This is a genomic window from Streptomyces sp. NPDC002580, assembly GCF_042889485.1.
Classification (GTDB): Bacteria; Actinomycetota; Actinomycetes; order Streptomycetales; family Streptomycetaceae; genus Streptomyces.
The window spans coordinates 365,664-392,447 of the sequence record NZ_JBIAQZ010000002.1; the positions used below are offsets into that span (position 1 = coordinate 365,664).

Annotated in this window: 25 protein-coding genes; 19 read left to right on the forward strand and 6 right to left on the reverse strand. The window is 71.8% G+C overall.

The annotated features are described in order from the left end of the window. The first annotated feature begins 70 nt into the window (after positions 1–70). From ACFYW7_RS08075 to ACFYW7_RS08105, 7 genes are all read left to right on the forward strand, one after another. Positions 71–1,072 carry an SDR family NAD(P)-dependent oxidoreductase gene (locus ACFYW7_RS08075; protein ID WP_389499273.1) on the forward strand — a complete coding sequence of 334 codons (1,002 nt, stop codon included), beginning with the start codon at positions 71–73 and terminating at the stop codon, positions 1,070–1,072. 34 nt (positions 1,073–1,106) lie between these two features. Next, positions 1,107–1,820 carry an NDP-sugar synthase gene (locus ACFYW7_RS08080; RefSeq protein ID WP_389499275.1) on the forward strand — a complete coding sequence of 238 codons (714 nt, stop codon included), beginning with the start codon at positions 1,107–1,109 and terminating at the stop codon, positions 1,818–1,820. Between the two features lie 7 nt (positions 1,821–1,827). Further along, positions 1,828–2,757 (forward strand): NAD-dependent epimerase/dehydratase family protein, encoded by a 930-nt coding sequence (locus tag ACFYW7_RS08085; RefSeq protein WP_389499277.1) that lies wholly within the window; start codon positions 1,828–1,830, stop codon positions 2,755–2,757. Then, positions 2,754–3,416, forward strand: coding sequence for a spherulation-specific family 4 protein (locus ACFYW7_RS08090; RefSeq protein WP_389499279.1), 663 nt, complete (start codon positions 2,754–2,756; stop codon positions 3,414–3,416). The genes ACFYW7_RS08085 and ACFYW7_RS08090 overlap by 4 nt, the downstream gene beginning before the upstream one ends. Positions 3,417–3,643: 227 nt before the next feature. Beyond that, on the forward strand, positions 3,644–5,509 hold the full coding sequence (locus ACFYW7_RS08095) for a M1 family aminopeptidase (RefSeq protein ID WP_389499281.1): 1,866 nt from the start codon (positions 3,644–3,646) through the stop codon (positions 5,507–5,509). A 224-nt stretch (positions 5,510–5,733) separates the two neighbouring features. Then, the gene (locus ACFYW7_RS08100) at positions 5,734–6,144 is read left to right on the forward strand and encodes a DUF6281 family protein (protein WP_389499283.1); all 411 of its coding nucleotides are present in this window, start codon (positions 5,734–5,736) and stop codon (positions 6,142–6,144) included. A gap of 263 nt (positions 6,145–6,407) precedes the next feature. Then, on the forward strand, positions 6,408–7,379 hold the full coding sequence (locus ACFYW7_RS08105; RefSeq protein WP_389499285.1) for an alpha/beta hydrolase: 972 nt from the start codon (positions 6,408–6,410) through the stop codon (positions 7,377–7,379). A gap of 56 nt (positions 7,380–7,435) precedes the next feature. Here the strand turns inward: ACFYW7_RS08105 and ACFYW7_RS08110 are convergent, their stop codons facing one another. The 3 genes from ACFYW7_RS08110 to sthA all read right to left on the reverse strand — a co-directional run bounded on the left by ACFYW7_RS08110 (position 7,436) and on the right by sthA (position 11,468). Next, positions 7,436–8,731: a VWA domain-containing protein gene (locus tag ACFYW7_RS08110; RefSeq protein WP_389500386.1), complete on the reverse strand. Its 1,296-nt coding sequence runs from the start codon at positions 8,729–8,731 to the stop codon at positions 7,436–7,438. 71 nt (positions 8,732–8,802) lie between these two features. Next, positions 8,803–9,660, reverse strand: a complete 858-nt coding sequence (locus tag ACFYW7_RS08115) for an AAA family ATPase (RefSeq protein WP_389500388.1) — start codon at positions 9,658–9,660, stop codon at positions 8,803–8,805. A gap of 404 nt (positions 9,661–10,064) precedes the next feature. Then, positions 10,065–11,468 (reverse strand): Si-specific NAD(P)(+) transhydrogenase, encoded by a 1,404-nt coding sequence (gene sthA, locus ACFYW7_RS08120; RefSeq protein ID WP_389499287.1) that lies wholly within the window; start codon positions 11,466–11,468, stop codon positions 10,065–10,067. Between the two features lie 169 nt (positions 11,469–11,637). On the opposite strand from sthA, the gene ACFYW7_RS08125 reads away from it, so the two are divergent. After that, positions 11,638–12,114 (forward strand): hypothetical protein, encoded by a 477-nt coding sequence (locus ACFYW7_RS08125; protein ID WP_389499289.1) that lies wholly within the window; start codon positions 11,638–11,640, stop codon positions 12,112–12,114. Positions 12,115–12,521: 407 nt separating this feature from the next. Next, entirely contained in the window at positions 12,522–14,423 is a 1,902-nt protein-coding gene (locus ACFYW7_RS08130; protein ID WP_389499290.1) for an AMP-dependent synthetase/ligase, read from the forward strand. A 286-nt stretch (positions 14,424–14,709) separates the two neighbouring features. On the opposite strand, the gene ACFYW7_RS08135 is transcribed toward ACFYW7_RS08130, so the two are convergent. Further along, entirely contained in the window at positions 14,710–15,351 is a 642-nt protein-coding gene (locus ACFYW7_RS08135; RefSeq protein ID WP_389499292.1) for a DUF6629 family protein, read from the reverse strand. Between the two features lie 317 nt (positions 15,352–15,668). On the opposite strand from ACFYW7_RS08135, the gene ACFYW7_RS08140 reads away from it, so the two are divergent. The 9 genes from ACFYW7_RS08140 (at position 15,669) to ACFYW7_RS08180 (ending at position 24,251) form a co-directional block, all read left to right on the forward strand. Beyond that, a complete protein-coding gene (locus ACFYW7_RS08140) occupies positions 15,669–15,884 on the forward strand; it encodes a DUF4177 domain-containing protein (protein ID WP_389499294.1) in 216 nt (71 codons plus the stop codon). Positions 15,885–16,080: 196 nt separating this feature from the next. Continuing rightward, positions 16,081–16,884 (forward strand): VOC family protein, encoded by an 804-nt coding sequence (locus tag ACFYW7_RS08145; RefSeq protein ID WP_389499296.1) that lies wholly within the window; start codon positions 16,081–16,083, stop codon positions 16,882–16,884. Between the two features lie 161 nt (positions 16,885–17,045). Then, positions 17,046–17,498 (forward strand): cyclic nucleotide-binding domain-containing protein, encoded by a 453-nt coding sequence (locus tag ACFYW7_RS08150; RefSeq protein WP_389499298.1) that lies wholly within the window; start codon positions 17,046–17,048, stop codon positions 17,496–17,498. A 72-nt stretch (positions 17,499–17,570) separates the two neighbouring features. Next, positions 17,571–18,404 (forward strand): N-formylglutamate amidohydrolase, encoded by an 834-nt coding sequence (locus tag ACFYW7_RS08155; RefSeq protein ID WP_389499300.1) that lies wholly within the window; start codon positions 17,571–17,573, stop codon positions 18,402–18,404. A gap of 76 nt (positions 18,405–18,480) precedes the next feature. Beyond that, positions 18,481–19,305, forward strand: coding sequence for an amidohydrolase family protein (locus tag ACFYW7_RS08160; protein WP_389499303.1), 825 nt, complete (start codon positions 18,481–18,483; stop codon positions 19,303–19,305). Between the two features lie 49 nt (positions 19,306–19,354). Next, positions 19,355–20,692, forward strand: coding sequence for a DUF4032 domain-containing protein (locus ACFYW7_RS08165; protein WP_389499306.1), 1,338 nt, complete (start codon positions 19,355–19,357; stop codon positions 20,690–20,692). 96 nt (positions 20,693–20,788) lie between these two features. Beyond that, complete coding sequence (locus ACFYW7_RS08170; RefSeq protein WP_389499308.1) at positions 20,789–22,465, forward strand: FAD-dependent oxidoreductase; 1,677 nt, start codon at positions 20,789–20,791, stop codon at positions 22,463–22,465. Beyond that, entirely contained in the window at positions 22,462–23,904 is a 1,443-nt protein-coding gene (locus ACFYW7_RS08175; protein WP_389499309.1) for an ATP-binding protein, read from the forward strand. The genes ACFYW7_RS08170 and ACFYW7_RS08175 overlap by 4 nt, the downstream gene beginning before the upstream one ends. After that, a complete protein-coding gene (locus tag ACFYW7_RS08180) occupies positions 23,901–24,251 on the forward strand; it encodes a UBP-type zinc finger domain-containing protein (RefSeq protein ID WP_389499311.1) in 351 nt (116 codons plus the stop codon). Before ACFYW7_RS08175 ends, ACFYW7_RS08180 begins: the two co-directional genes overlap by 4 nt. Before the next feature lie 75 nt (positions 24,252–24,326). Here ACFYW7_RS08180 and ACFYW7_RS08185 read toward each other — a convergent pair whose 3' ends face one another. Then, positions 24,327–24,818: a VOC family protein gene (locus ACFYW7_RS08185; protein WP_389499313.1), complete on the reverse strand. Its 492-nt coding sequence runs from the start codon at positions 24,816–24,818 to the stop codon at positions 24,327–24,329. A 235-nt stretch (positions 24,819–25,053) separates the two neighbouring features. On the opposite strand from ACFYW7_RS08185, the gene ACFYW7_RS08190 reads away from it, so the two are divergent. Next, the gene (locus tag ACFYW7_RS08190; protein ID WP_389499315.1) at positions 25,054–25,269 is read left to right on the forward strand and encodes a hypothetical protein; all 216 of its coding nucleotides are present in this window, start codon (positions 25,054–25,056) and stop codon (positions 25,267–25,269) included. A gap of 105 nt (positions 25,270–25,374) precedes the next feature. Here ACFYW7_RS08190 and ACFYW7_RS08195 read toward each other — a convergent pair whose 3' ends face one another. After that, a complete protein-coding gene (locus ACFYW7_RS08195; RefSeq protein WP_389499317.1) occupies positions 25,375–26,604 on the reverse strand; it encodes an NAD(P)/FAD-dependent oxidoreductase in 1,230 nt (409 codons plus the stop codon). Positions 26,605–26,784 lie beyond the last annotated feature (180 nt).

A 26,784-nucleotide genomic window follows, 5' to 3' on the forward strand; every position in this document is an offset into this window, starting at 1 on the left:
GATCCACCTCGCGCGTCCTGCGCGCGTTTTCTGTCCGACATATGAGCAACCGACCGGAAGGACACACGAGTTGACCACCGAACCGCTCGCCGCCGTCACCGGAGCCGAGGGTTTCATCGGCTCCCACCTCACCGAGGCGCTGGTCGCGTCCGGGTACCGGGTGAGGGCCATGGCGCAGTACAACTCCTTCTCCTCGTACGGCTGGCTGGAGACCCTGCACCCCGACGTCCTGGACCAGGTGGACATCGTCCTCGGCGACGTCCGGGACCCGGGTTCGGTCCGCGGTCTGGTCGAAGACGCCGACTGCGTGTACCACCTGGCCGCGCTCATCGCGATCCCGTACTCCTACCGGGCGCCGCACAGTTACGTGGACACCAACGTCACCGGCACCCTCAACGTGCTGGAGGCGGTGCGGGCCCTCGGCACGCCCCGGCTCGTGCACACCTCCACCAGCGAGACCTACGGAACCGCGCAGACCGTGCCGATCACCGAGGACCACCCCATCAACACCCAGTCCCCGTACGCCGCTTCGAAGGCGGGCGGCGACCGGCTGGCCGACAGCTACCACGCGAGTTTCGACACCCCGGTGGTGACGCTCCGGCCGTTCAACACCTTCGGCCCGCGCCAGTCGATGCGCGCGGTCATCCCGACCGTCATCGGCCAGGTGGCCGCGGGCGAACGCGTCATCACGCTCGGCGATCTGCGGCCCACCCGCGACTTCACGTTCGTCAAGGACACCGCGCAGGCGTTCCTCGCCGTGGGCACGGCGCCCGCGGAGCGGGTCGTGGGCCGGACGTTCAACGCCGGTACGGGCGGCGAGATCTCCGTCGGCGACCTGGTGGCGCTGATCGGCAAGGTGATGGATACGGCCCTGGACGTCCAGGAGGACGCGGGGCGCATCAGGCCGGCCAACTCCGAGGTGATGCGGCTGGTGGCCGACGCGACCCGGCTGGCCGGGGCGACCGGCTGGAGCCCCGCCCACGATCTGGAGCAAGGACTCGCGCAGACCGTGGAGTTCTTCCGCGAACCGGCGAACCTGGCCCGCTACAAGACCGGCATCTACAACATCTGACCCTGTCCGGCACGTCCCACGAAGGAGGAGTCCCATGCACGCAGTGATTCTGGCGGGAGGCAAGGGCGTCCGGCTGCGGCCCTACACCACCGCGCTGCCCAAGCCGCTCGTGCCCATCGGTGATCAGCACGCCATCCTGGAGATCGTGCTGCGCCAGCTCGCCACGGCCGGGTTCACCAGCTGCACCATCGCCATAGGCCACCTGGGCGAGATCATCCGCGCCTATGTCGGGGACGGCGCCCAGTGGGGCATGGCCGTCGACTACGCCACCGAGGAGAGCCCGCTCGGCACCATGGGTCCCCTGCTCACCCTGCGCGACCGGCTGCCCGAGTCGTTCCTCGTGATGAACGGCGACGTGCTCACCGACCTCGACTACGCCGACGTCCTCGTGCGGCACCGGAGTTCGGGAGCGCCGCTGACCATCGCGACGTACGCCCGCAAGGTGCACATCGACTTCGGTGTGCTGACCACCTCCGACAGCAAGGTGGTCGCCTTCACGGAGAAGCCGAGCATGGACTACCGCGTCTCGATGGGCGTGTACGGTCTGTCGCGGTCCACGCTGGAGGGCTACACGCCGGGGCTGCCTCTGGGCTTCGACGAGTTGGTCCTGGACCTGTTGCGGAGCCACAACGAACCGCACGCCTACGACTTCGACGGGTACTGGCTCGACATCGGCCGGCCGGACGACTACGACCGGGCCAACGCCGAGTTCACCACCCGCAAGTCGATGCTGCTCAAGGGAGCCTGACCACCGCATGCGCATTCTCGTCCTGGGCTTCACCGGCTACCTGGGCGGCCATGTCGTCGAGCAGTTGCACGCCGTCAGCGGCGTGCGGGTGCTCGGCGGCGGCCGCTCGCCCGCCGCGGAGTTCGGCATCGACCTGGCCACCGCTCCCAAGGAGCGGCTGGTTCCCATCCTGGCGGCGGCCGCGCCCGACGCCGTGATCAACTGCGCCGGCGCGACCGGCGGCGACGCCGTGACCCTCGCCGAGGTCAACTCCCGTGGCCCCGCCGCGTTGTGCGCGGCGCTGCGTGAGGCGGCCCCGGCGGCCCGGCTGGTCCATCTGGGCTCGGCCGCGGAATACGGTCCCGGCATACGGGACGCCTTCGTGACGGAGTCGGCGGCCACCTGTCCCGTGGCCCCGTACGGGGCCACCAAACTCGCCGGGACGGTCGCCGTCACGACGTCCGGGCTCGACGCGGTGGTGCTGCGGGTGGGCAACCCGGTGGGGCCCGGGGCTCCGGCCGCCGGACTGCCGGGCCGCATCGCGGGACTGCTCCGCCAGGCGGGCCCCGACCCGGACGCGGTGATCCGGCTGGGCGATCTGTCGGCGTACCGCGACTTCGTCGACGCACGGGATGTGGCGCGGGCGGCGGTGTCCGCGGCGACGACGCCCGGGCCACTGCCGAAGGTTCTCAACATCGGCGGCGGAAAGGCCGTTCCGGTGCGGGACCTGGTGGACGGGCTGGCGCGCGTCGCCGGGTTCCGGGGGCGGATCGAGGAGAACGGCGGCGGCTCCGCCCGCTCGGGTGACGTGTCGTGGCAGTGCTCCGACATCACCGCCGCCGGAGAGGCCCTCGGCTGGCGGCCGTCCCTGACCCTCGACGACTCGCTCACCGCGCTCTGGACGTCCGTCACGACCACGGCCCGCGCCCGGCCGTCCGAAGGCGACCGGACGCCATGAGTCTGCTGATCCCGTTGTACGTGCACCCGGGGGAGGACCCGGGTGCCTGGCACCGCCTGATCACGTCGGCGGACCGTACGTACGGTGTCGTCATCAACCCGGCCGACGGACCGGGTTCGGACCCCGATCCGGCGTTCACCGCGGCGGCCGAGGCTCTGCGGTCGGCGGGCGCCCGGCTCCTCGGCTACGTCGACACCGACTACGGCGCGCGCGATCCGGACGACATCGCGGACGAGGTCCTGCGGCACCGGGACTGGTACGGGACGCAGGGCTGCTTCCTCGACCAGGTGGCGCCGACCGCGGAGGCGCTGCCGGCCTGCAAGCGGCTGGTGCAGAGCGTGCGCCGGCTCGGCGCGGATCCGGTCGTGCTGAACACGGGGGTCCATCCCGCGCCGGGGTACGCCCGCTTCGCGGATCTGCTCGTGACGTTCGAGGGTCACTGGTCCACGTACGTGGCGGCGTTCAGCAGACCCGAGTGGACCGCGCGGCATCCGCCCGAGCGGTTCTGTCATCTGGTCTACGGCGTCCCCGAGGCGCTCGTACCGCTCGCCGTCCGCACCGCGCGTGAGCGCGGTGCGGCGGTGGCCGGGCCGGTGACGGGTGAACTCCCCAATCCATGGGCGCGGTTGACGCCCGCGCTGAGCGAACCGGAGGCCTGAGCGGCTCACGTCCACGGATCTCCTTTCCCTCACCTTTATGGCATGCCTCGGTCAAATCTGTCAGGCTTCCGAATGCCGTCGTCCTGACCCCAGGGCGACGGCACGGAAATCTCACCAAGCGACCACGCGCACCCGCGCGCGGCCCGCGGCCGGCCCAGCGGCGCACCCCAGTCGTCCGGGCGGCCACCGAGCAGGCCGGAATCCCGGCCGCCTCAAAGGAGATTCGTGTGAGACCGACCCCCCGCAAGGCCCTCGCGGCGCGCCTGTTGGCCGTCGCCGCGCTGGCCGCAGTCTCGCTCCCCAACACCCCCGCGGCGGCCGCGCCGCGCACGGCGCCCACGGCGGCGGCAGCCGCCTGCACCCCGGCCCAGGTGGTCACCAACGGCGGCTTCGAGAGCGGCACTTCGCCCTGGACCCAGTCCTCGACCACCGTGATCACCAACCGCTCGGGCCAGAGCGCCCACGGCGGCACCAGCTTCGCCTGGCTCGACGGCGTCGGCGGCACCCACACCGACACGCTCTCCCAGAGCGTCACGATCCCGTCCGGATGCAGCAGCGCCAGCCTCACGTTCTGGCTGCACATCGACACGGCGGAGACGACCTCGTCGACGGCCTACGACAAGCTCACGGCGAAGATCGGCAGCACGACGCTCGCGACGTACTCGAACCTCAACAAGGCCACCGGGTACGCCCAGAAGACGTTCGACGTGTCGGCGTTCGCCGGCCAGACCGTCACCCTGGCCTTCACCGGCACCGAGGACTCCAGCCTCCAGACCAGCTTCGTCCTCGACGACGTGGCCCTCAACACCTCCGGTGACACGGCCCCGCCGGCCGACTCCACCCGCACCCCCGCCGCCCCCGCGTACACGGTCAGTCTGACCAGCAACACGAGCGGCACCGTCTGGACCGGTCACGAGAGCGCGACCTTCACCAACGCCTCCTCCACCGCGCTCAGCGAGGTCTACCTGAGGCTGTGGGACAACTACCACGGCACCTGCTCCGCGATGCCCATCGTCGTCAGCAACGTCAGCGGCGGCACCGCGGGTGCCCTCTCCGTCAGTTGCACGGCCCTCAAGATCACCCTGACGACACCGCTGGCACAGGGCCAGAGCACGTCCATCGGCTTCGACCTGGGGATCACCGTGCCCGCCGGCGCCGACCGGTTCGGCCACGACGGCGCCTTCAGCATGATCGGCAACGCCCTGCCCGTGCTCGCGGTCAAGGACGGCTCCGGCTGGCACCTCGACCCGTACACCAACAACGGCGAGTCCTTCTACGCCCTGGCCTCCGACTTCAAGGTGACCCTCGACCACCCGACGAGCGTGCTCGTGCCCGCCACCGGCACCTCGGTCGACACCGCCGGCTCCAGCGGTCGCACCATCACCACGGCCACCGCCTCCAAGGTCCGTGAATTCGCCTGGGCCGCCGGGCCGTTCACCAAGATCTCCGGCACCTCCACCGCCGGCACCGCGATCAACGTCTACTCCGTCACGGGCATCAGCTCCTCCAGCGCGCAGTCCATGCTCAGCACCGCCAAGTCCGCCGTGGACGCCCACGCCGCGCGCTTCGGGGCCTACCCGTACGGCGAGCTGGACGCGGTGATCGACAACAACTACTGGTTCGGCGGCATGGAGTACCCCGGCTTCGTCCTCGACCTGGTCAGCACCACGGCGCTCACCCACGAGATCGCCCACCAGTGGTTCTACGGGATCGTCGGCGACGACGAGTACAACAGCCCCTGGCTCGACGAGTCGTTCACGGACTACGCCACCGACCTCGCGCAGGGCCTCAGCGGCACCGGCTGCTGGAACAACGTCTCCTGGGCCTCCAGCGCGGAGAACATCACCAACTCGATGGCCTATTGGGACACCCACTCCTCCCGCTACTCCACCGTCGTCTACGGCTACGGCAAGTGCGCCCTGCACGACCTGCGACGGCTGCTCGGCGACACCGTGATGGCCAAGCTCCTCAAGGACTACGCCGCCTCGCACTGGTACGGCGTCTCCACCACGGCCGAGTTCAAGGCGGCCGCCCAGGCCGCCACGACCACGGACCTGACGTCGTTCTGGACGACCCACCGCATCATCGGCTGACCTACCACCGGCCCGCCGCGGTGACGCCCTCGGGCCCACCGCGGCGGGCGGGTGCGTCACGGCCCCGTGGCCGACGGCCGGCGGGGCCGCCGCAGCCGGACACCTGCACCCCTCTCGTGCCCCTCCCGCGCCCCGCGGGCAGGTGAAGGCCCCTCCGTCGAACGCATATGGTCTCCGCGGCGTCGTAGTCGGGAGATGGATCGTCGTGTTCAGGGAGGCCGATCGTGATCAAAGCCGTACTCATGACCCGCAGAGGACCCGTGGGGATGCTGCTGACCGCGGTCGTCCTCGCGATGCCGGTCGCCTGCACGTCGTCGGCGGACGGGGGTGACGCGTCCGCGTCCTGCGTGTTCCTGGTCCACTACCGCAACCAGGAGTACCAGGACCTCGCCAACGTCGACTTCGAGGTCGGGGGCAGGCTCGGTCCCGCCAGCCTTCCGTCCTGCAACGACACGCCGAACGACAACGGTGACGGCGACACGGCGTCCACACCGACGACCGCCTACGCGGTCGAGGGGCTCGACCCCGCCATCGGCATCGCGGTGGGAGACGACCCCGGTGACGCCCGCTTCGTCGCCGTCCGCTCCGGCACCGGGATTCCTCCCGAGGTCGAGAAGATGATCCGAGGCTCCTGACACCCCGCGCGGCCACCGGTCGGCCCGACGCGCCGGGAACGGTCCCGGATCCGCCCGCCGCAGACCTGCCGGAGGGCAGGCTCCGGGCCCTTCTCCGCGCACTCCGTGCCTCCGGCCCACCGTCACCCACCCCTCCGGTGACACCCGCCGCACGCATGACCCGCCCCGTCCGGGGCAGGTTCCGCCACACGGCGGCTCCCGGTCCGGGAACACGGCGCCGATCATGGTGGTACGAGCCACCGCGCCGAGCACGAGGAGACGTCATGCCGTTGGTACCGCCCCCGTTCGACCCCGAACTCGGCGTGGCCCTCGCGGCGGTCGGCCCCTCGAACCCGTCCGGGCCCAGTCTGGAGGACATCGCCGCCCTGCGCGCGGGACCCGAGCTGGCGGTGCCCGCGTACGACCTGACCCGCGGCGGCACCTTCGCGACCGAGGACCTGACCGTTCCGGGTCCGGACGGCGCCCCGGACATCTCGCTGTTCGTGGTCAGGCCCCTCACGGCCCCGAAGGACGGACCCCGGCCGGTGATCTACCACTCGCACGGCGGCGGCATGGTCCTCGGCACCAACCGGGCCGGCGTCGAGGTGGTTCTGGAGTGGGCCGAGGAACTGGACGCGGTCGTGGTGTCCGTGGAGTACCGGCTGGCGCCCGAACACCCTTACCCGGCCGGGGTGGAGGACGTCTACGCGGGCCTGCTGTGGACGGCGCGGCACGCCGCGGAGTTCGGCGGCGACCCGGAGCGGATCGTCGTCGCGGGCGCCAGCGCGGGGGGCGGTCTGACGGCGGCGCTCGCCCTGCTCGCCCGGGACCGTGGTGGGCCGCGGCCGGTCGGGCAGGTGCTGATGTATCCGATGCTCGACGACCGCAACGACACACCGTCCGCGCGCCAGATGGCGGGCGTCGGCGCCTGGGACCGTGACGCCAACGAGACCGCCTGGACAGCGGTGCTCGGTGACCGGCGCGGTGGCCCGGACGTGCCCGCCTACGCCGCGCCGGCCCGGGCCACCGACCTGTCCGGACTGCCGCCGGCCTTCGTCGACGTCGGCTCCGCGGAGACCTTCCGGGACGAGGTCGTCGACTACGCCTCGCGGATCTGGCAGGCCGGCGGCGTGGCCGAACTGCACGTGTGGCCGGGCGGCTTCCACGGCTTCGACTCCTTCGCCCCGCACACCGCGCTGGCCCGGACCGCCCGCGCCGCCCGCCTCACATGGCTGCGCAGGCTCCTCGTTCCGTGACGGCACGCGGGCTCCTCGCCCGGTGCCGGCGCGCACGCGGCCCGCTCCCCCGCCGTTCAGACGGGCAGGAGGCGGCCGATCAGGGCGCTGAGCTGCTGGACGTTGCGGCATTCGTGCATGTCCACGAGCTCCGCGTAGGCGAGGGCCGCGGAGTCGCCCGTACCCCACTGCGAGCGCGCTTCGGGGTTCAGCCAGTAGGCGCGACGGGCCTGCCCGGTGAGCCGCCGGACGGCCGGCAGGTTCGGGTCGCTCATGTTCGTGCGGGCGTCACCGAGCACGAACACGGTGGTGCGTGAGCCGACCGCGCCGGTGTACCGCTCGGCGAACTCGCCGAACGCGACGCCGTAGTCACTGCTGCCGTGCCAGCCGGTCAGCGTCGCCTCCGAGCGGATCCGGGCGCTCAGCCCCTCGGGGTCGGCGGCGCCGTGCACGAGCAGCCCGGTCACCTCGTCCACCCGGTTGACGAAGGCGAACACCCGTACCTTGCTGAACTGGTCGTGCAGCGCCTGCACCAGCAGCATCGTGAAGTCCGAGAAGCCCGAGACCGACCCCGACACATCGCACAGCAGGACCAGTTCGGGCCGGACCGGGCGGCGTCTGCGCAGCACGGGGCGCATGGGCACACCGCCCGTGGACAGCGAGCCGCGCAGGGTGCGCCGCAGATCGATGCTGCCGCGACTGGCGCGTCGGCGGCGCGCGGCGAGGCGGGTGGCCAGTTTGCGGGCGAGCGGCTGTACGGCCCTGCGCAGTTCGGCGAGCCGGTCCCGTCCGGCGAACAGGAAGTCGACGCGGTCGGCGGTCGGGGCGACCGCTCGCCGGGCGATCTCGTCACGGTCGCGGCGCTCGGCGATCCGGCGACGCGCCTCCGCCGCGACCTGCCGGCGGAACGCCTCGATGCGGCGCCGGATCTCGTCCTCGAGCAGCCGGTCGGTGAACCCCGAACCGCCGCCCTGGGCACGGACCGTGTCCCGCGCGCGGGCCATCAGCGTCTGCGGCCGGAGCCGGTCGAGCGTCTGGTACGACGACCAGCCGTCGGTCGCCGTCGTCCCCCCGTAGCCGCCGAGTCCGTCGACCGCCTCCATGGCCAACCGGCCCATGAGGGACCGGTCGTCGGCGGCCAGCGCGGCCACGAGGCGGTTCCGCAGGTCGTCCCGGTCCGTGGGCGGCAGGCCGTCCGGCACTCCGACGCCCCGGGGGAAGTAGACGTCGAAGACGGGGTCGAACACCCGTCGTTGGCCCGGGTTGTGGAGCAGGGTGGCCGCCAGGCCCTCGCGCAGCCGGTCACGGTCGGCGAAGCCCAGCGCCGCCATCGCGTGCCCGGCGTCCACGGTCTCGCCCGTGCCGATCCGCATGCCGTGCGAACGCAGCGCCGCGACGAGTCCCGTCAGCCGGTCGGCGACCTCGGCCGTCGGCACGGCGGCCTTCACCCGGCGCCCAGGTCGAGCTTGGCGGCCGCCTTCAGTACGTCGTCCTGGTGCTTGAGGAGCACGCCGAGGCTGTCGTGCACGACGCTCTCGTCGAGGGAGTCGGCACCGAGCGCGAGCAGCGTGCGGGCCCAGTCGATGGTCTCGGCGACCGACGGGACCTTCCGCAGGTCCATCTCCCGCAGCGCCCCGACGACCCGGACCACGGACTCCGTGAGCGCCTCGCCGAGTCCGGGCACCTTCAGCCGTACGATACGGCGCTCCAACTCCTCGTCCGGGAAGCCGATGTGGAGGAAGAGGCAGCGGCGGCGCAGCGCCTCGGAGAGCTCGCGGCTCGCGTTCGAGGTGAGCACCACGAAGGGACGGGTGGTCGCCTCGATCGTGCCCAGCTCGGGGACGGTGACCTGGAAGTCGCTGAGCACTTCGAGCAGCAGTCCCTCGACCTCGACGTCGGCCTTGTCGGTCTCGTCGATCAGCAGGACCTTCGGGTCGTCGCCGCGGATGGCCGTCAGCAGCGGGCGGGGCAGCAGGAACTCCTCGCTGAAGATGTCCGTGCGGGTCTCGTCCCAGGTCTCGTCGCGGCCCGCGCTGATGCGCAGCAACTGCTTGGCGTGGTTCCACTCGTACAACGCCCGTGACTCGTCGACGCCTTCGTAGCACTGGAGGCGGACCAGCCGGGCCCCGGCGACCTCTGCGACGGCCTTGGCCAGTTCGGTCTTGCCCACTCCGGCCGGGCCCTCCACGAGGAGGGGTTTGCCGAGGCGGTCGGCCAGGAAGACCGTCGTGGCCACGGCCGGTGAGGGCAGATAGCCCGTGGCGGCGAGGCGTGTCGAGACGTCGTCGACGGATGTGAACAGCAACGGGGCCTCCAGCGCGCGGACGAGGTCTGGCCACTATCTAAGCGCTTGTTCACCGACTCTGTCACGTGTGACGGCGCCCACGGCCGGACATGACGGATCGGGGAAGTGAGGCTTCTCCGCCGGGCTCGCCGGACGCCGAGTCCATGCCCTCGCCCGTGCTCGCGGGAACGGGAAGCGGGCGTCCGCGAAGGAGCGGCCGGCCTCGCGAGGAGGCGCCGGGAGGCGCGGAGGTCCGGCCCGCCACCACGGGGGGAGCGACGGGCCGGACCCTCCCACCAAGGTGCCATGCGGCAGCCGTGTCGCGCAGTGCCTTCACGAAGTCCGGTACGGCGTTTCGGCCCCTGCGGGCGGGACGCGGCCGGAACGCCGCGCCCCACCAACTGGTCTTCTCCTCGCGGCAGTCAGTCCCTGAGGCGGTCGATCTGCCGGATCTTGTTGGTCGCGTCCAGGGCGGCGACCTTGTAGGACTCGGCGAGCGTCGGGTAGTTGAAGACGGCGTCGACCAGGTAGTCGACCGTGCCTCCGCAGCCCATGACGGACTGGCCGATGTGGATGAGTTCGGTCGCGCCGGTGCCGAAGCAGTGCACGCCGAGCAGTTTGCGGTCGTCGGGCGAGACCAGCAGCTTGAGCATGCCGTGCGAGTCGCCGATGATCTGCCCTCGCGCCAGTTCCCGGTAGCGGGATATGCCGACCTCGAACGGCACGCAGTCCTCGGTGAGTTGATCCTCGGTCCGGCCGATGAAGCTGATCTCCGGGATCGTGTAGATGCCGATCGGCTGCAAGTCGTGCATCCGGTTCACCGGTTCACCGCAGGCGTGGTACGCCGCTGTTCGGCCCTGCTCCATCGAAGTCGCCGCGAGCGCAGGGAAACCGATGACGTCACCGACGGCGTAGATGTGCGGCACCTCGGTGCGGTAGTGCTCGTCGACGGTGATCCGGCCACGCGGATCGGCGGACAACCCCGCCTTGTCGAGGTCGAGTTCGCCGGTGAGGCCCTGTCGGCCGGCCGAGTACATGACCGCGTCGGCGGGAATCTTCTTGCCGCTCTCCAGGATGGTGAGCGTGCCCTTGGAGTGCCGCTCGACGGCGGCGACGGTCTCACCGAACCGGAAGGTGACGGCCAGGTCCCGCAGGTGGTACTTCAGCGACTCGATGACCTCGACGTCACAGAAGTCGAGCATCGCGGCACGCTTCTCGACAACCGTGATCTTGGAGCCGAGGGCGGCGAACATGGAGGCGTACTCCATGCCGATGACACCGGCGCCGACGATGACCATGGAGCGCGGCACCTGCTCCATGTTCAGGACGTTGTCCGAGTCCATGATCGTGCGCCCGTCGAACTCGACGCTGCCGGGCCTAGCCGGACGCGTGCCCGTGGCGATGACGATGTGCTCGGCGCTCAACAGCTTCTCGTTGCCGTTCACTTCGACCAGGGCGACGGTGTGGTCGTCCACGAAGCGGCCGGTGCCGGCGAACAGGGACACATGATTGCGGGACAACTGGTTGCGGATGACGTCGACCTCGCGGCCGACCACGTGCTCGGTGCGCGCGGTCAGGTCGGCGACGGTGATGTCCTCCTTCAGGCGGTAGTTCTGGCCGTACAGATCCCGCTGGCCGATCCCGCTGAGGTAGAGGACCGCCTCACGCAGTGTCTTGGAGGGGATGGTGCCGGTGTGGATGGAGACCCCGCCGACCATGTCGGGGCGGTCGATGACAGCGACCCGACGGCCGAGCTTGGCCGCAGCGATGGCGGCCTTCTGGCCGCCCGGGCCGGATCCGATGACAAGCATGTCGAAGTCGCGCACTCGCGGAGTGTGTCAGCCCGAGGCCTTTTCCCGAAAGGGTGAACGGGGGACCGGTCGGCGGATCGCGACGACGCGGCGGCCCGCGGCGTGGGCCTCGACGCTCCGGGCGGATGCCACGTGAACGCGCCATCATGGTTCCGGGAAGCCCGTACCGGCTCGGGAGGTCACCGTGCGGACCGACGCGCTGCCGTACCTGGACGAACACACGACCGTCGTCGCGGCGGGGACCGACGCCCTCTGGCGCGGCCTGGCCGAGGTCCTCGAACGATCCGCCGCCCGCCCGGGCGCGTCCGGCTACACGAGACTGGTCGGCTGCGCGGACCGGACGGCGTCGGGACCCCGCCCCTTCGCGGAGGGCTCCACGCTCCCGGGCTTCCGGGTCACCGCCGCCGTCCCGGGGAGCGAACTCGCCCTCCGCGGGAGCCACCGCTTCTCGTCCTACGCCCTCGTCTTCCGCGTCGAGCCGATCGGCCCGGACCGGTCGCGGCTGCGGGCCGAGAGCCGGGCCGAGTTTCCCGGCCTCGCCGGCGCCGCCTACCGCCGGCTCGTCGTGGGAACGGGCGGACACGCGAGGGCCATGCGCCGTCTGCTCACCTCCATTCGCACCCGGGCCGAGCGCGACGACGGTCCTACGACCACCACTTGAGTGCCCGCCGAGCCGACCGACGCGCGCCGCGGTGCCGGTGCCGTGCCGGTCCGGTGCCGTGCCATGCGTGCCGCCCCGTGCCGTGGACGGCCGCAGCGGACCCCGTACCCGCGTCGCGGCCGCGCGTGCCGGAACAGCCCACCGGCGGGCAAGTCGGGAGCAGTCCGTCTCGTACCGTTCCGTGCCCTGACGTCCGGGAACGACCCCGGCCGCCAACGGCGGCCGGACGGATGGTCGTTGGCGCCCCCGTGAGAGCCGCCGCAGAGGCGGGCGCACGGAAAATCCGCGCCGGGCGAACTGCTTCCTGAATTGGGCGCGGCCGTCGCTCGTGTGGGCTACATTCGAGAATCCTTGGCATCGGCGCCTCCGGGGGCGAGGCCACGTCGAGGAGAACTCCGGAGCGGCGAATGCACCAGTCCCACCTTCCTTCACCACGGGCAGCGCTCATGCAGGGGGGACTCGCCGACAGTCTTCACGAGACGGCGCTCAACACCCCCGACCTGCCCCAGCTCGCGCGCCGCCCCGAAGGGAACTCGGGCGACTGGACCGAGGTGACGGCGGCCGAGCTGTGGGGCGAGGTGGTCGACGTCGCCCGGGGGCTCGTCAGGTCCGGCATCCGGCCGGGCGACCGGGTGGCCATCATGGCGCGCACCCGCTACGAGTGGACGGTGTTCAGCCATGCCCTGTGGTCGGTCGGCGCCGAGATCGTGCCGATCTACCCGACGTCCTCGCACGAGCAGGTCGAGTGGATCCTGAAGGACGCGCACTGCGTGGGCATCGTTGTCGAGGACGAGCAGGGAATCATGACGGTCGGCTCGGCGTGCGCCGCGCTCCCGTTCCTGCGCCACGTCTGGCAGTTGGACGCCGGGGCGATCGCACAACTGGTGGAGCGCGGCCGTGCGATACCGGCGACGGCGGTCGACTCGCTGCGCCGCATCGTGCTGGCCGACTCCACCGCGGTCATCGCGTACACCTCCGGCACGACGGGGCAGCCCAAGGGCTGCGCCCTGACCCACCGCAGCCTGGCCAGCCCCTGCGACACCCTCCTCGAGGGCTGGAGGCACACGGCGGCTCCGCCGGGCGTCCAGCCCGCGGTCCTCGCCTTCCTGCCCTTCTCCCACGCCTACGGCCTGATGATCCAGGGGCTCTGTCTGCGCGGCGGCCTCCTGATGGGGCACGAACCGGACCTGACGGAGGAGGCGCTGTCCGAGGCGATGCTCTCCTTCCGTCCGACCTATCTGTACGCCGTGCCGTCGGTGTTCGAGCGGATCTACAAGAACTTCCTGCGGGCGTCCCAACGGGCCGGTCGTGGCGCGCTGTTCGAGCGTGCCGTGCGCACGGCACAGGACTTCGCCCTGGCCGAGGAGGGGCGTCGGCTGGGCACGGGCCCGGCCCCGGGTTTCGATCTGCGGCTTCAGCACTCCCTCTACGAGAAGACGGTCTACAAGCGCCTGCGCGCCACGCTGGGCGGACGGGTGTGCGGCGCGGTGTCGGGCGGCTCCCCGCTGAACCGTGAACTCGCGCTGTTCTTCGCGGGGATCGGCATCTTCGTGCACGACGGATACGGACTGACCGAGACCAGCGGCGGGATCACCGCGCAGCCGGTCGGCCGGGAGAAGTTCGGCACCGTCGGATGCCCGCTGCCGGGCACGGAGATCCAGGTGTCCGACGACGGGGAGATCCTCGTCTGGGGGCCCTCCGTGTTCCAGGGCTACATCAACGACACCGCCGCGACGCAGGCCTCGTTCCGGAACGGCTGGCTGGCGACCGGAGACCTCGGCCGGGTCGACTCCGAGGGCTATCTGACGATCACCGGGCGCAAGAAGGACATCATCATCACCAGCGGGGGGAAGAGCGTGGCCCCCTCCGCTCTCGAGGAGCGCCTGCGGGTCCACCCGCTCATCCATCAGGCGGCCGTCGTGGGCGACAACCGGCCCTGTGTGGGCGCCCTGATCACCCTGGACCCGGAGTTCGTCACGCACTGGCGCGCGTCCCGGGCCAAGGGCGAGACGCCCGCGCGGGACGCGCGCGAGGAGAACGAACTGCGGGAGGAGGTCAGGCGGGCGGTCGCGGCGGCCAACAGCACGGTGTCCCGCTCCGAGTCCATCCGGGTCTTCCGGGTCCTCCCGGAGCCGTTCGACCTGTCCAACGGACTGCTGACACCCTCGCTGAAACTGCGCCGGGACGCGATCGCCGAGCGGTACGCGGCCGAGATCGAGGCGATGTACCAGACCTCGTCGCGAGTGCCGCGGGAGAGCAAGCTCATCGAGCCGTCGATCCTGGACGACTCGGACAACGTCTTCCGGTGAGTCGGCCCTGCCGTCCTACGGGAGCCGTCACGGGCGTGCCGTCCGACGGGTGCCGCGATCGGCGTGCCGTCATGGGCGTGCCGTACCCCAGACGCCGTCGTTCGCTTGGCGTCCTGCGCGTGCCGGCATCCGACCCGTCGCCGCCCGCTGCGGGCCGGATGCCGGCCGACCACTGCGGGTCGGGAGCCGGCCGTCCGCGGAAGCCCGGGAGCAGGCGGCCCCTCGTCCGTGGGACGCCGACACCTTCCCCGACGGAACCGGGCCGGCCAGGTGGCGGTCCGCCGGTTCATCCGTGGTCCACGGGTTCGAGCGGGTCGGCGGTCCCGCGCGAGTTCACCCAGCCCAGCAGGGCCACCGAGCCGACCGCCGCGAACGCGCACCACGTCGAGACGAACTCCAGCTCCCACAGCGACCAGCAGATCGCCGCGCCCACCGCCACCAGGACGCCGAGCAGGATCAGGCCGCGGTCCCCGGACATCAGCAGCGCCCCGACGGTGGCGAAGAGGTAGCCCGCGACGACCAGTTCGGGCCGGGCCAGGTCGACGACGTAGCCCATCGTGTGGCCGCGGATCTCGGCCCGCACGGGGTCGACGGCGACGGCGTACCCGAGGGCCGCCGCGGTGACGACGCCCACGGCGAGCGGGAGCGTCAGCCGGCGCCGGGCCCGGCGCGGTGCCGCGCACAGCACCCCCACCGGTACCCACACGGCCAGCAGCGGGAGCGCGATCACGGCCCAGACCACCGTGGCGGGCCCCCTACCGCCGCCGGCGTCCCAGACCAGGGATTCGACGATCTGGTGGGCGCCGAGCAGCAGCGGCAGCGCGGCCAGCGGGAGGTCCCCCCGGCTCCGCGTCCGGATCACACAGGCCACTCCGACCGCGGCGACACCGGCCCCGGCCGCCAGATCGGCCGTCGCACTCCAGCACATCGCGCCACCCTGAGTCCGCCGTCATGTGATCGCGTCCCGCGGAGCCCACGCTATGACGCCGCGCCGTCGTGCCGGGCACGGACACGAAGGCCGCGGGCACGTGGTTCCCGCCGTCGCGGCGGCGGGAACCGGCGCCCGCCCGGCAGCACCCCCGTGCCGCCCCCTCCCCCGCCTTCGACACACCGGCACGGCCCGTTGCTTCGTGAAATTTCAACAAAGATGTCCCCGCCGCCCGGTTCACCCCTGTGCCGCATCCGCGAACAGTGGTTGGCTGGGCCACGGCAATGCCGTCCGACACGCAGGAGAGCTCCACAGCCATGAGCACCCCCTACACCTACGAATACAAGGTCGTCACGTTCCGTGAATCGCTGATCGGCGACGCGCTGGACAGCGACAAGCTGGAGAAGGTCCTGAACAAGCACGCCGAGGACGGCTGGGCGCTCAAGGCGATCACCGCCGCCGACGTCAAGGGCCGCATAGGCCCCGGCGCCGTGGAGGGGCTGCTGCTCACCCTGGAGCGTCCGCGCGGCTAGCGGTCGTGTGGTGCGCGTGGCGCCGGGGCGGGGGATGCTGTTTCTGATGGGACAGCGGATCCGCAGGTGCTACTGAAGCCGTCGGAGGCCTTCCGGCACGGAAGGCCTCTCACGGCTGAGCTGATGTACGGAGCCCCCGGAAAGGGCCCCGCGCACGGTGCGCCCGCTGCCGGCCAGTGAGTCAGGACGGACGGCGATGAAGAGCGACGGAACACTCCACACCGGTGTCGTCACCAGCCAGTCGGTGTTCGGCGCGCCCTGCTGGGTCAGCCTGACCACCCGCGACCTGCGGGCCGCGGAGGACTTCTACACCGCGGTGCTCGGCTGGGAATGGAAATCGGGCTCCAGGATGGGCGACCAGTACCGGATCGCCCGGGTCGCCGGGATTCCGGTCGCCGGGATCTCCGAGGTCGACTTCGTGGCGCGCACGGCGGTCACCTGGACCTCGTTCTTCGCCGTGGCCTCCGCCGACGAGGCGGTCTCCCGCAGCCAGGAACGCGGCGGCACGACCGCGGTGGGGCCGATCTCGCTGCCACCGGGCCGGGCCGCGCTGCTGGCCGACCGGGACGGCGCGGTCTTCGGCATCTGGGAGGGCGAGCTGGTGTCGGGCTGGGAAAGCTGGCGCAACGCGGCTCCCGCCTTCGTTCGTCTGCACACCCGCGACGCCTTCGACGCCGCCATCTTCTACGGGGAGGTGCTGGGCTGGGCCTCCACCGAACCCGGCTGCTGCGAGGTCGACTACGAGGAGAACGAGGTCGTCCTGCGCAGCGGCGGCGACGTGGTGGCCCGGATCTACTCCGGCGCGGTGGGAGCCGCCCCCGACCCGACCCTCCGGCCGCACTGGCAGATCCATTTCGCGGTCGACGACGTGGAGGCCTGTGTCCGGGCGGCCCGCGCCCACGGCGGCATCGCCCACCAGCAGGGGATCGGATCGACGGAGGCCCTGCTCATCGATCCCGACGGGGCCCGCTTCACGGTGACCGCCCGGGCCGCCGTATGACCCCACGGACAAGGAGCTCGCGGCCCGCCCGCGGCAAAGTCGCCCGGCCCACGACGCGACGGATTACGCCGTTCGGGCTCCAATGGAGGGTGACGGGATACCACCGGCACGACAGGCGCCGCCGACCCCCGCGGTCCACGGCGACCCGATGGAGGTCCGCGATGCCCACTGCTCTCCGGCTCCTGCAGGCTCTCTCCCGTGAACACCGCGAAAAGCTGATGAGCGTGGCGCGTGAGGTCTCCTTCGCCGCCGACGAACAGATCTTCGAAGCGGGAGGCACCGCCGACCGCTTCTGGGTGGTGCGCTCCGGAACGGTCTCCCTGTACCAGCAGGTCATCGCCGACCGGCGGATCACCGTCGCGCAGCTCGGGCCCGGTGACCTGCTCGGCTGGTCGTGGCTGTTCCGGCCGCACACCTGGGACTTCGGCGCCGAGGCGTTCAGTCCGGTTCGCTCGTACGAGTTCGACGCCGCCGACGTGCGGGTCCTGTTCGACCAGGATCCGACGCTGGAACTGTCGGTGACGCGGACGATCGGCGCCGTCCTGGCCCACCGGCTCGAGACGACCCGCGCGGCGCTCATCGAGCACTACGCACGGCACGGGGGCAGCGGCTGAGGTCACGCGGCCGAGGTCACGGCACCGGTCGTGCCCTCCCGTTGTCGGACCCGGCTGGCAGAGTGATCGTCCATGAACGACATCCATGACTCCCCGGGTCCCGCCGACGCGGGCGGCGCACCGGACTCCTTCGCGTTCCTGCCGGGCGCGGCCCACTCGCCCGTGATCCTGCACGTGCCGCACTCCGCGAGGGAGATTCCGGCGGCGGTCCGCGCGGACATCCTGCTGGGCGACGCGGCGCTGGAGGGCGAACTGGACCACATCACCGACGCGCACACCGCGGAGCTGGCCACGGCCGTGGCCGGGGCCGCCGGGTCGAAACCGTGGCGGTTCGTCAACCGGCTGTCCCGGCTGGTCGTCGATCCCGAGCGCTTCCCGGACGAGCGGGAGGAGATGCTGGCGGTCGGGATGGGCGCGGTCTACACCCGCACGACGCACCGGGCACCGCTGCGGCCCGCGGACTTCGATCCGCGGCAGCTGGTCGACCGCTACTTCCACCCCTACGCGCGGGCGATGACGGAAGCGGTCACCGACCGGCTGGCCGCCACCGGGCGGGCCGTGGTCATCGACATCCACTCGTATCCGACGGCCCGGCTGCCGTACGAACTGCACGGTGACGGGCCGCGTCCGCCGATCTGCCTGGGTACCGACTCCTTCCACACCCCGCCGGAACTGGTCGCGCTCGCGGAGAAGGCGTTCGCCGGGGTCGGCGGTGTGGGGATCGACAGCCCGTTCGCGGGCGCGTACGTCCCCTTGCGGTACCACGAGCGGGAGCCGGGAGTCGCGGCGCTGATGGTGGAGATCCGGCGGGACCAGTACATGACGGAGCCGGGAGGCGCGGTGGGCCCCGGTTTCGCCCGGCTCGTGGCGGCCCTGACCCTCCTCGTGGACTCCGTGGGCGGGTAGCCCCCGAGGTCGGCGGGACTCTAGGGTCGGCGGTGAGCGGACGCTCAGTCATCGGGTTCAGGGAGGACACGGGACCATGCCGGTCGTCGACGCGTGGATGCAGCACCCCACTCTCCGCCACTCCAACCACGAGATGTTCGCGTCACTGCGGCGCTGGACCGGCATGAAGGTGCTGGAGGAGGAGCTGCCGGTCGGGGTCACGGTGGCCGCGATGGCGGCCGCCGACGTGGACACCGCTCTGTCCTGCGCCTGGTACGGGCCCGAGGGCGCCCTCATCGACAACGACGAGGTCGCCGGATTCGTCGCCCGGTCCGAGGGCCGGCTGCGCGGGGTCGCCGGCGCCGACCTCAGGCGCCCCGTCGCCGCCGTACGGGAACTCCGGCGGGCCGTCGAGGAGTTGGGCTTCGTCGCGCTGCGGATCGTGCCGTGGCTGTGGGAACTGCCGCCGACCGACCGGCTCTACTACCCGCTGTACACGGCCTGCGTCGAACTCGGCGTCCCGTTCTGCACCCAGGTCGGGCACACCGGACCGCTGCGCCCCTCCGAGACCGGCCGGCCCATCCCGTACATCGACCAGGTCGCGCTCGACTTCCCCGAACTGACCATCGTCTGCGGGCACATCGGCTACCCGTGGACCACGGAGATGATCGCGGTCGCCGACAAGCACGCGAACGTGTACATCGACACCAGCGCCTACACGACCCGCCGCTATCCACCGGAGCTGGTCGCGTATCTGCGCGGCAGGGGACGGCGGAAGGTCCTCTTCGGCTCCAACTACCCGATGATCGAGCCGAGTCGGGCGCTGGAGCACCTCGACGAGCTGGGCCTGGACGAGGAGGCCACCGCGTTGTTCCTGTCGGGCAACGCCCGGCGCGTCTTCCGCCTCGACGATCATTCGTAGATGCTGGGGCGTCAGCGACGTTCGACTGAGAGGTGAGGGCGGCCCGGCCATGGCTTTGCAGATCAGCGCCACCAACCCGGAGCATCCCGCGCTCCTGCTCGAACTGCCCTGGGGGCTGCCCCTGGAGGAGTGGCCCGAGCACCTTCTGGTGCCGCTGCCGCGCGGCATCTCCCGGCACGTGGTGCGGTACGCGCGCGCCGGCGACGAGGTGGTGGCCGTCAAGGAGCTCGCGGAGCGGCCGGCGGTGCGCGAGTACGAGCTGCTGCTCGGCCTGGACCGCCTCGGGATCCCGGCGGTCGACCCGCTCGCCGTGGTCACCGGCCGCACCGATCGGGCGGGCGAGCCGCTGGAGCCGGTGCTGATCACCCGGCATCTGGGCGGCTCGCTGCCGTACCGCTCGATGTTCGAGACGACCATGCGCCCGGCCACCATGCACCGGCTGATGGACGCGCTGGCCGTCCTGCTGGTGCGGCTGCACCTGGCCGGTTTCGCCTGGGGCGACTGCTCGCTGTCCAACACCCTGTTCCGGCGCGACGCGGGAGCGTACGCCGCCTACCTCGTGGACGCCGAGACCGGCGATCTGCATCCCCGGCTCAGCCCGGGCCAGCGGGAGTACGACGTCGACCTGGCCCGGGTGAACATCAGCGGGGAACTGCTGGACCTGGAGGCGGCCGGCGCGCTGCACCCCTCGGTGGACCCGATCGAGTTCGGCGCGGAGATCTGCGCGCGCTACCGGGGGCTGTGGGAGGAACTGACCCGCACCTCCGTCTACCCGGCGGGCAAGTACCACTACATCGACCGCCGCATACGCCGTCTCAACGACCTCGGTTTCGACGTCGCCGAGATGCAGATCGCGAGTTCGTCGAACGGCGACACCGTCACCTTCGTGCCCAAGGTCGTCGACGCCGGCCATCACCAGCGCCAGCTGCTGCGGCTGACCGGCCTGGACACCGAGGAGAACCAGGCCCGCCGCCTCCTGAACGACCTGGAGAGCTGGATGGCCACCCAGGACGACTACGCGCCCGGCGGCCCCGCCACAGGTTCCCGGTCCGGCCGGGGCACGGGGAACCTTCACGCCGCCCGCCCGGAGGTGCTCGCCCATCGCTGGGTGCGGGACGTGTTCCGGCCGACGGTCCGGGCGGTGCCGCCGGATCTGCGCGGTTCGATGGACCCTGCCGAGCTGTACCACGAGCTCCTCGAACACCGCTGGTTCCTGTCCGAGCGCGCCCAGCACGACATCGGCCTGGAGACGGCCGTGCGGGACTACGTCACGAACATCCTCCCCAAGGTCCACGACACCCTCCCGGACCGCGCGGGCACCGCGGGACCGAGCCCCGCGGACGTGCCGGAGCCGACCTCCGCGTACCCCGTTCCTGAGCAAAGGTGACCGATCGTACCTACGATTGGGTCTGTACCTGCCCGGCGGCGCCCCGCGGTGTCCGCCCGGCCGGAACGCAACCGACCTGCTCGGGGTGGGAGAGGTATGACCCAGGCCGCCGGTCCGGCGCGGACCGTCATTCTGACCGTCGACGACGACCCCGGTGTGTCGCGGGCCGTAGCCCGTGACCTGCGGCGCCGCTACGGCGAGGCGCACCGGATCGTGCGCGCCGAGTCGGGGGACGCCGCGCTCGACGCGCTGCGCGAGCTGAAGCTGCGCGGCGACCAGGTCGCGGTGATCCTCGCCGACTACCGGATGCCGCAGATGAACGGCATCGAGTTCCTGGAGCAGGCGCTCGACGTGTACCCGGGTGCCCGCCGGGTCCTGCTGACCGCCTACGCCGACACCAACGCGGCGATCGACGCGATCAACGTGATCGATCTCGACCACTACCTGCTCAAGCCCTGGGATCCGCCGGAGGAGAAGCTCTACCCGGTCGTCGACGATCTCCTGGACGCGTGGCGGGCCAGCGACTACCGGGCCGTGGGCGCCTGCAAGGTGGTCGGGCACCGGTGGTCGGCGCGGTCGTCGGGCGTACGGGAGTTCCTGGCCCGCAACCAGGTGCCCTACCGCTGGTACTCGTCCGACACCCCGGAGGGCCGGCGTCTGCTGAGCGCCGCCGGGCAGGACGGGGAACGGCTGCCGCTGGTGATCACGCCGGACGGCACACCGCTGGTCGAACCCGGGGACCCCGACATCGCGGCACACGTCGGGCTCGCCACGACGCCCACCTCGGAGTTCTACGACCTCGTCGTCATCGGCGGCGGACCGGCCGGACTCGGTGCCGCGGTCTACGGCGCGTCCGAGGGACTGCGCACCGTGCTCGTGGAGCGGTCCGCGACCGGCGGACAGGCGGGCCAGAGTTCACGGATCGAGAACTACCTCGGCTTCCCCGACGGCGTCTCGGGGGCGCAGCTCACCGACCGGGCGCGTCGGCAGGCTGCCAAGTTCGGCGCCGAGATGCTCACCGCGCGGGAGGTGATCGGGCTGGAGGTCACCGGAGCCTCGCGCACCATCCGGTTCTCCGACGGCTCCGCGATCTCCGCGCACGCGGTGATCCTGGCGACCGGTGTCTCGTACCGGCAGCTGGAGGCGCCCGGTCTGGCCGAGCTGACGGGCTGCGGCGTCTTCTACGGCTCGGCGCTGACCGAGGCGGCGGCGTGCCAGGGCCACGACGTGTACATCGTGGGCGGCGCGAACTCGGCGGGGCAGGCGGCGATGTACCTGGCGCGGGGCGCCAAGTCCGTGACCATCCTGGTGCGCGGCTCCTCGCTGGCCGCCTCGATGTCGCACTATCTGGTCGAGCAGATCGGCGACGCGCCGAACATCTCGGTCCGCACCGGCACGGTCGTCGAGTCCGCGCACGGCGACGGCCACCTGGAGCAGCTGACCCTGCGCGACGTGGAGAGCGGGCACACCGAACTCGTCGACGCGCAGTGGATGTTCGTGTTCATCGGCGCGGCCCCGCTGACCGGCTGGCTGGAGGGCACGGTGCTCCGGGACGACCGCGGGTTCATCGTGGCGGGCCCGGACATGACGCCCGACGGGCAGCCGCCCTCCGGCTGGGAGCTGGACCGGCCGCCGTACCACCTGGAAACCAATGTGCCCGGTGTGTTCGTGGCCGGGGACGCGCGCGCCGAGTCGGCGAAGCGGGTCGCGTCCGCGGTCGGAGAGGGAGCCATGGCCGTCATGCTCGTCCACCGTTATCTGGAGCAGTCGTGAGCGGGCGGCCGGTGCCGTGCGACGCGGCGGAACTGAGCACGCTCTTCCTGTTCGAGAAACTGGACGCCGACCAGCTGGCCCGGCTGTGCCGGGAGGGCCGGACGGAGGAGTTCGACCCCGGGCCCGTCTACACCGAGGGCGACCCGGCCACCTGCTTCTACGTGCTCCTCGAAGGCACGGTCGTGATGTCGCGCCGGGTCGGCGCGGACGACGTGGAGATCAGCCGCACCTCGAAGCGCGGGGTGTACGCGGGGGCGATGCAGGCCTATCTCAGCGACCCGGGGGACGCGCAGTACAAGGGTTCCATGCGGGTCACCGAGCTGTCGCGGTTCTTCGTGCTGCCCGCGGCGACGTTCGCCGCCATCCTGCGGGACTGGTTCCCGATGGCCGTCCACCTGCTGGAGGGCATGTTCTTCGGCAGTCAGAACGCCCAGCGCACCATCGGGCAGCGCGAGCGGCTGCTGGCCCTCGGCTCGCTGTCGGCCGGGCTCACGCACGAGCTCAACAATCCGGCGGCGGCGGCCGTGCGGGCCACGTCCGCGCTGCGCGACCGGGTGGCCCACATGCGGCAGAAGCTGGGGATGATCGCGTCGGGGCCGTACGCGCGCGACGCTCTGGAGACGCTCGTCGAGATCCAGGAACGCACCGCCGAGCAGGTCGCCAAGGCCACGCCGCTGAGCCCGCTGGAGGCCTCCGACCGGGAGGACGCGCTCGGTGACTGGCTCGACGACCACGGCATCGCGGGCGGCTGGCAGCTGGCACCGACCTTCGTGCAGGCGGGTCTCGACACGGACTGGCTGGACCAGGTCGCGGCGGCCGTCGACGGACCGACCCTCGAGGGCGCCGTCCGGTGGCTGAACTACACGGTCGAGACCGAACTCCTCATGAACGAGATCGAGGACTCCACCACCCGCATCTCGCACCTCGTGGACGCGGCCAAGCAGTACTCGCAGCTCGACCGCGCGCCCTACCAGGTCGCCGACGTCCACGACCTGCTCGACAGCACCCTGATGATGCTCTCGGGGAAGATGGGGTCCGGCATCAAGGTCGTCAAGGAGTACGAACGGACACTGCCCCGGATCCCCGCCTATCCGGGGGAGCTGAACCAGGTGTGGACGAACCTCATCGACAACGCCGTCGCGGCGATGGACGGCGAGGGGACCCTGACGGTGCGGACCGCGGCCGACGGCGACAACGTGCTCGTCGAGTTCCGGGACACCGGTTCCGGGGTGCCCGACGAGATCCGCGACCGGATCTTCGACCCGTTCTTCACCACCAAGGCGGTGGGCGAGGGCACCGGTCTGGGCCTGGACATCTCCTGGCGGATCGTCGCCAACAAGCATCACGGAAGCATCCACGTGCGGTCCGTGCCCGGAGACACCCGGTTCCAGGTCCGCCTCCCCCTGACCGTCACCGACACCTCCGAGGAGTCGTCATGACCACCCCGAACGGCATCGACCCCTCCGTGCCGCCGAGCGGCGCGGGCTGCGCCGAGTGCGACGCGGCCGGCGGATGGTGGTTCCACCTGCGGCGCTGCGCGCAGTGCGGTCACGTCGGCTGCTGCGACGATTCCCCGGCCAAGCACGCCACCTCCCACGCGCGGAGTACCGGGCACCCGGTCATCCAGAGTTTCGAACCGGGCGAGAACTGGTTCTGGGACTACGACACCTCGGAGCTGTACGAGTCGGGTCCCGACCTCGCTCCCCCGAGGAGCCATCCGCTCGACCAGCCCGCGCCCGGCCCCGCGGGGCGCGTCCCGGCGAACTGGGCCGAGACCTTGCGCTGAGGCCGTACGGGCGCCGCGCCCGCGGGCGGCGGGACCCCGGCGCCCCGCACCGGTACCGCCGCCCGCGGGCCGGGCTCAGAGCACCGCGTTGCCGTACATCTCGCCGAGCGGGTCGGCGAGCAGTTCGACGCGGGCGCCGTCGGGGTCGCGGAAGTAGAGGGAGACACCGCTTTCCTCCGTGTACGCGACCCCGGCGGCGTCGAGTCGCTCGCGCAGGCCGCGCCAGGTCTCGGGGTCGACCGAGATGGCGAGGTGGTGCAGTCCGCCGAGGACCTCCGCGTAGGGGCCGAGGTCGAGTCCGGGGAAGTCGAAGAAGGCGAGCAGGTTGCCGTTGCCGACGTCGAAGAAGAAGTGGGTCGAGCCCTTGTAGTCCCGGTTCTCGATCATCTCGGTCAGGGGGAACCCCAGGACGTTCTGGTAGAACCGTACGGTCCGCTCCACGTCGGAGGAGAGCAGGGCGACGTGGTGCACACCACGGGCCGTGCTGGCCGGCCGCTCCCCCGCCAGATGTTCCTCCCTGATCCGTCGGCGCTCCGCCTCGATCGCGCTCAGGTCCATCGCACCCATCACAAGCTCCTCACCAGAGAAGTGGCGGCCCACCCGGTGCGCCGGCGCTGACGTCCGACGTCCTCGGTGGCGACGTGTCCAATACGCATACAACCACCTCGTACCGGCCGCCTTCCCCTTTCCGCCCGGTGCGCGAACGCCGGAGCCGGGACGGATCCCGGCCGACGTCCGCCCGCGGGCGCCCTCGGCCGCCCGTCGGGATGCGCCGAGCGTCGGAAAGGACGATCCTGGAGACATGTCCGGACGGGCTCCTTTGGTCGTGCATCCGGCCCTGGATACCAGTGGCCGCCAGGTGACCGCGCGGGGCGAGAGCCTCGGCGTGGCGTTCTCGGACGAGGATCTTTTGGAGTTCCTCGGCCGGGCCGGCCTGCCGGACGCGGAGGATCTGCTGGACGATCCGGCGTGGGTGAAGTGGCGCGGAGGTCAGGCGCACTTCTACGGGGCCGGCTAGCCGAGGGAACCGCCGGAGCGGGCACCGGCGAAGGCGCTCACGCTCCTGGGGCCCACCGCCCCGGCGATCGCCGGGGCGGGTGACCCGGAACTGGGGACACGGGGTTCAGTGCGTTTCGTAGATGCCCTGGTAGTGCGCCAGCGCGGTCGTACGGATCCGTCGGTCGCTCCATTCCGCGAAGCGGCCGGGCGCCAGCCTCCCGGGGTCCACGAGGGGTGCGCCGGTCTCCAGGAGGGCGTGCGCGAGCTGGCGGCCCACACCACCGGCGTGGGTGACCCAGGACGCCTCGGCGAACCACAGGCCGCCCACGTCCTCGGCGGGGCCGACCAGGGGAAGCTCGTCGGGGGTCATGGCGAACGCGCCGTTGAGCCGGCGTCCCACGGGAGCCTTCCGGAAGGCCGGCACCAGCGAGGCGGCCCGTGTCAGGGCGGAACCGAAGTCCTCCTCGCGGAAGGGGAGTTCCGCTGATCCGAGACCCGCGGAGGCCGTCATCGGCACGGGTGCGTGCGCGTAGCTCCCCAGCCCGTAGCGGCGGCCGTGGCGGCGGGTGTAGACGGAGTGCTCGGGGTAGCGGGTGATCGGCGCGTCGATGAACGTGTCGTCGAGGTCCGGCAGTTCACCCGTGTAGAGGTACGGGTGCTGCACCGCCGTCATGGGCAGCCGGACACCGGCCCGCGCCGCGAGAACGGGCCCCCAGATGCCCGTGGCCAGCACGACGCGCCCGGCCCGCAGGAGTTCGGACTCCGCTCCGGTGCGTACGCCCGTCACCCGGCGGCCCTCCCGCTCCAGTTCGGTGACGGGGGTGCCGAAGACGAAGCGGGCTCCGGCCCGCTCCGCCTCGGCCACCAGCCGATGGGTGAGCAGGGCGGGGTCGACGGCGCCGTCGGAGGGAATGTACAGCGCACCGCGCACCCGGTCCGCGTCGACGAGCGCCGGTGCCAGCGCGACGGCCTCGGCGGGACCGAGCACCCGCGCCTCGACTCCGAGGCGTCCGCCGTGCTCGACGTCCTGGTGAGCCCGTTCCAGGCGTTCGGGGGTGGTGGCGACCTCCAGGCAGCCGACCGGCCAGAAGAGCCGCTCGTTCCCGTCGCCGGACAGGGCGTTGTAGGTGGTGACGCTGTCCCGGGCCAGCGCGGTCAGTTCCGGGCTGGTGCTGAGCTGGCCCACGAATCCCGGAGCCAGTCCGGTCGATCCGGGAAGTCCGGCGCGGTCCCGGGCATCGAGCACCACGACGTCCTCGTGCCCCAGCCGGGTCAGGTGGTAGGCGACCGAGGCTCCCACCACACCGGCGCCCACGACCAGAATCCGGTCGGGCGACCGTCGTTCGCTGTTCATCGCGCTCTCCTCGCTCGCCCGCGCCGTCCCGGCAGCGGGGTTCCGTCGGTGTCCGGCTCCAGGTCCGGACCGGGCCGCCGCGTTCCGACGGTCTCGGCGACACGGCCCGGGTCTCGTTCACGTCCGCCCGTCCGTGGGTCCGGACACCCGGCCGCGGCAGGTCCGCGAGGGGTGCCGAAC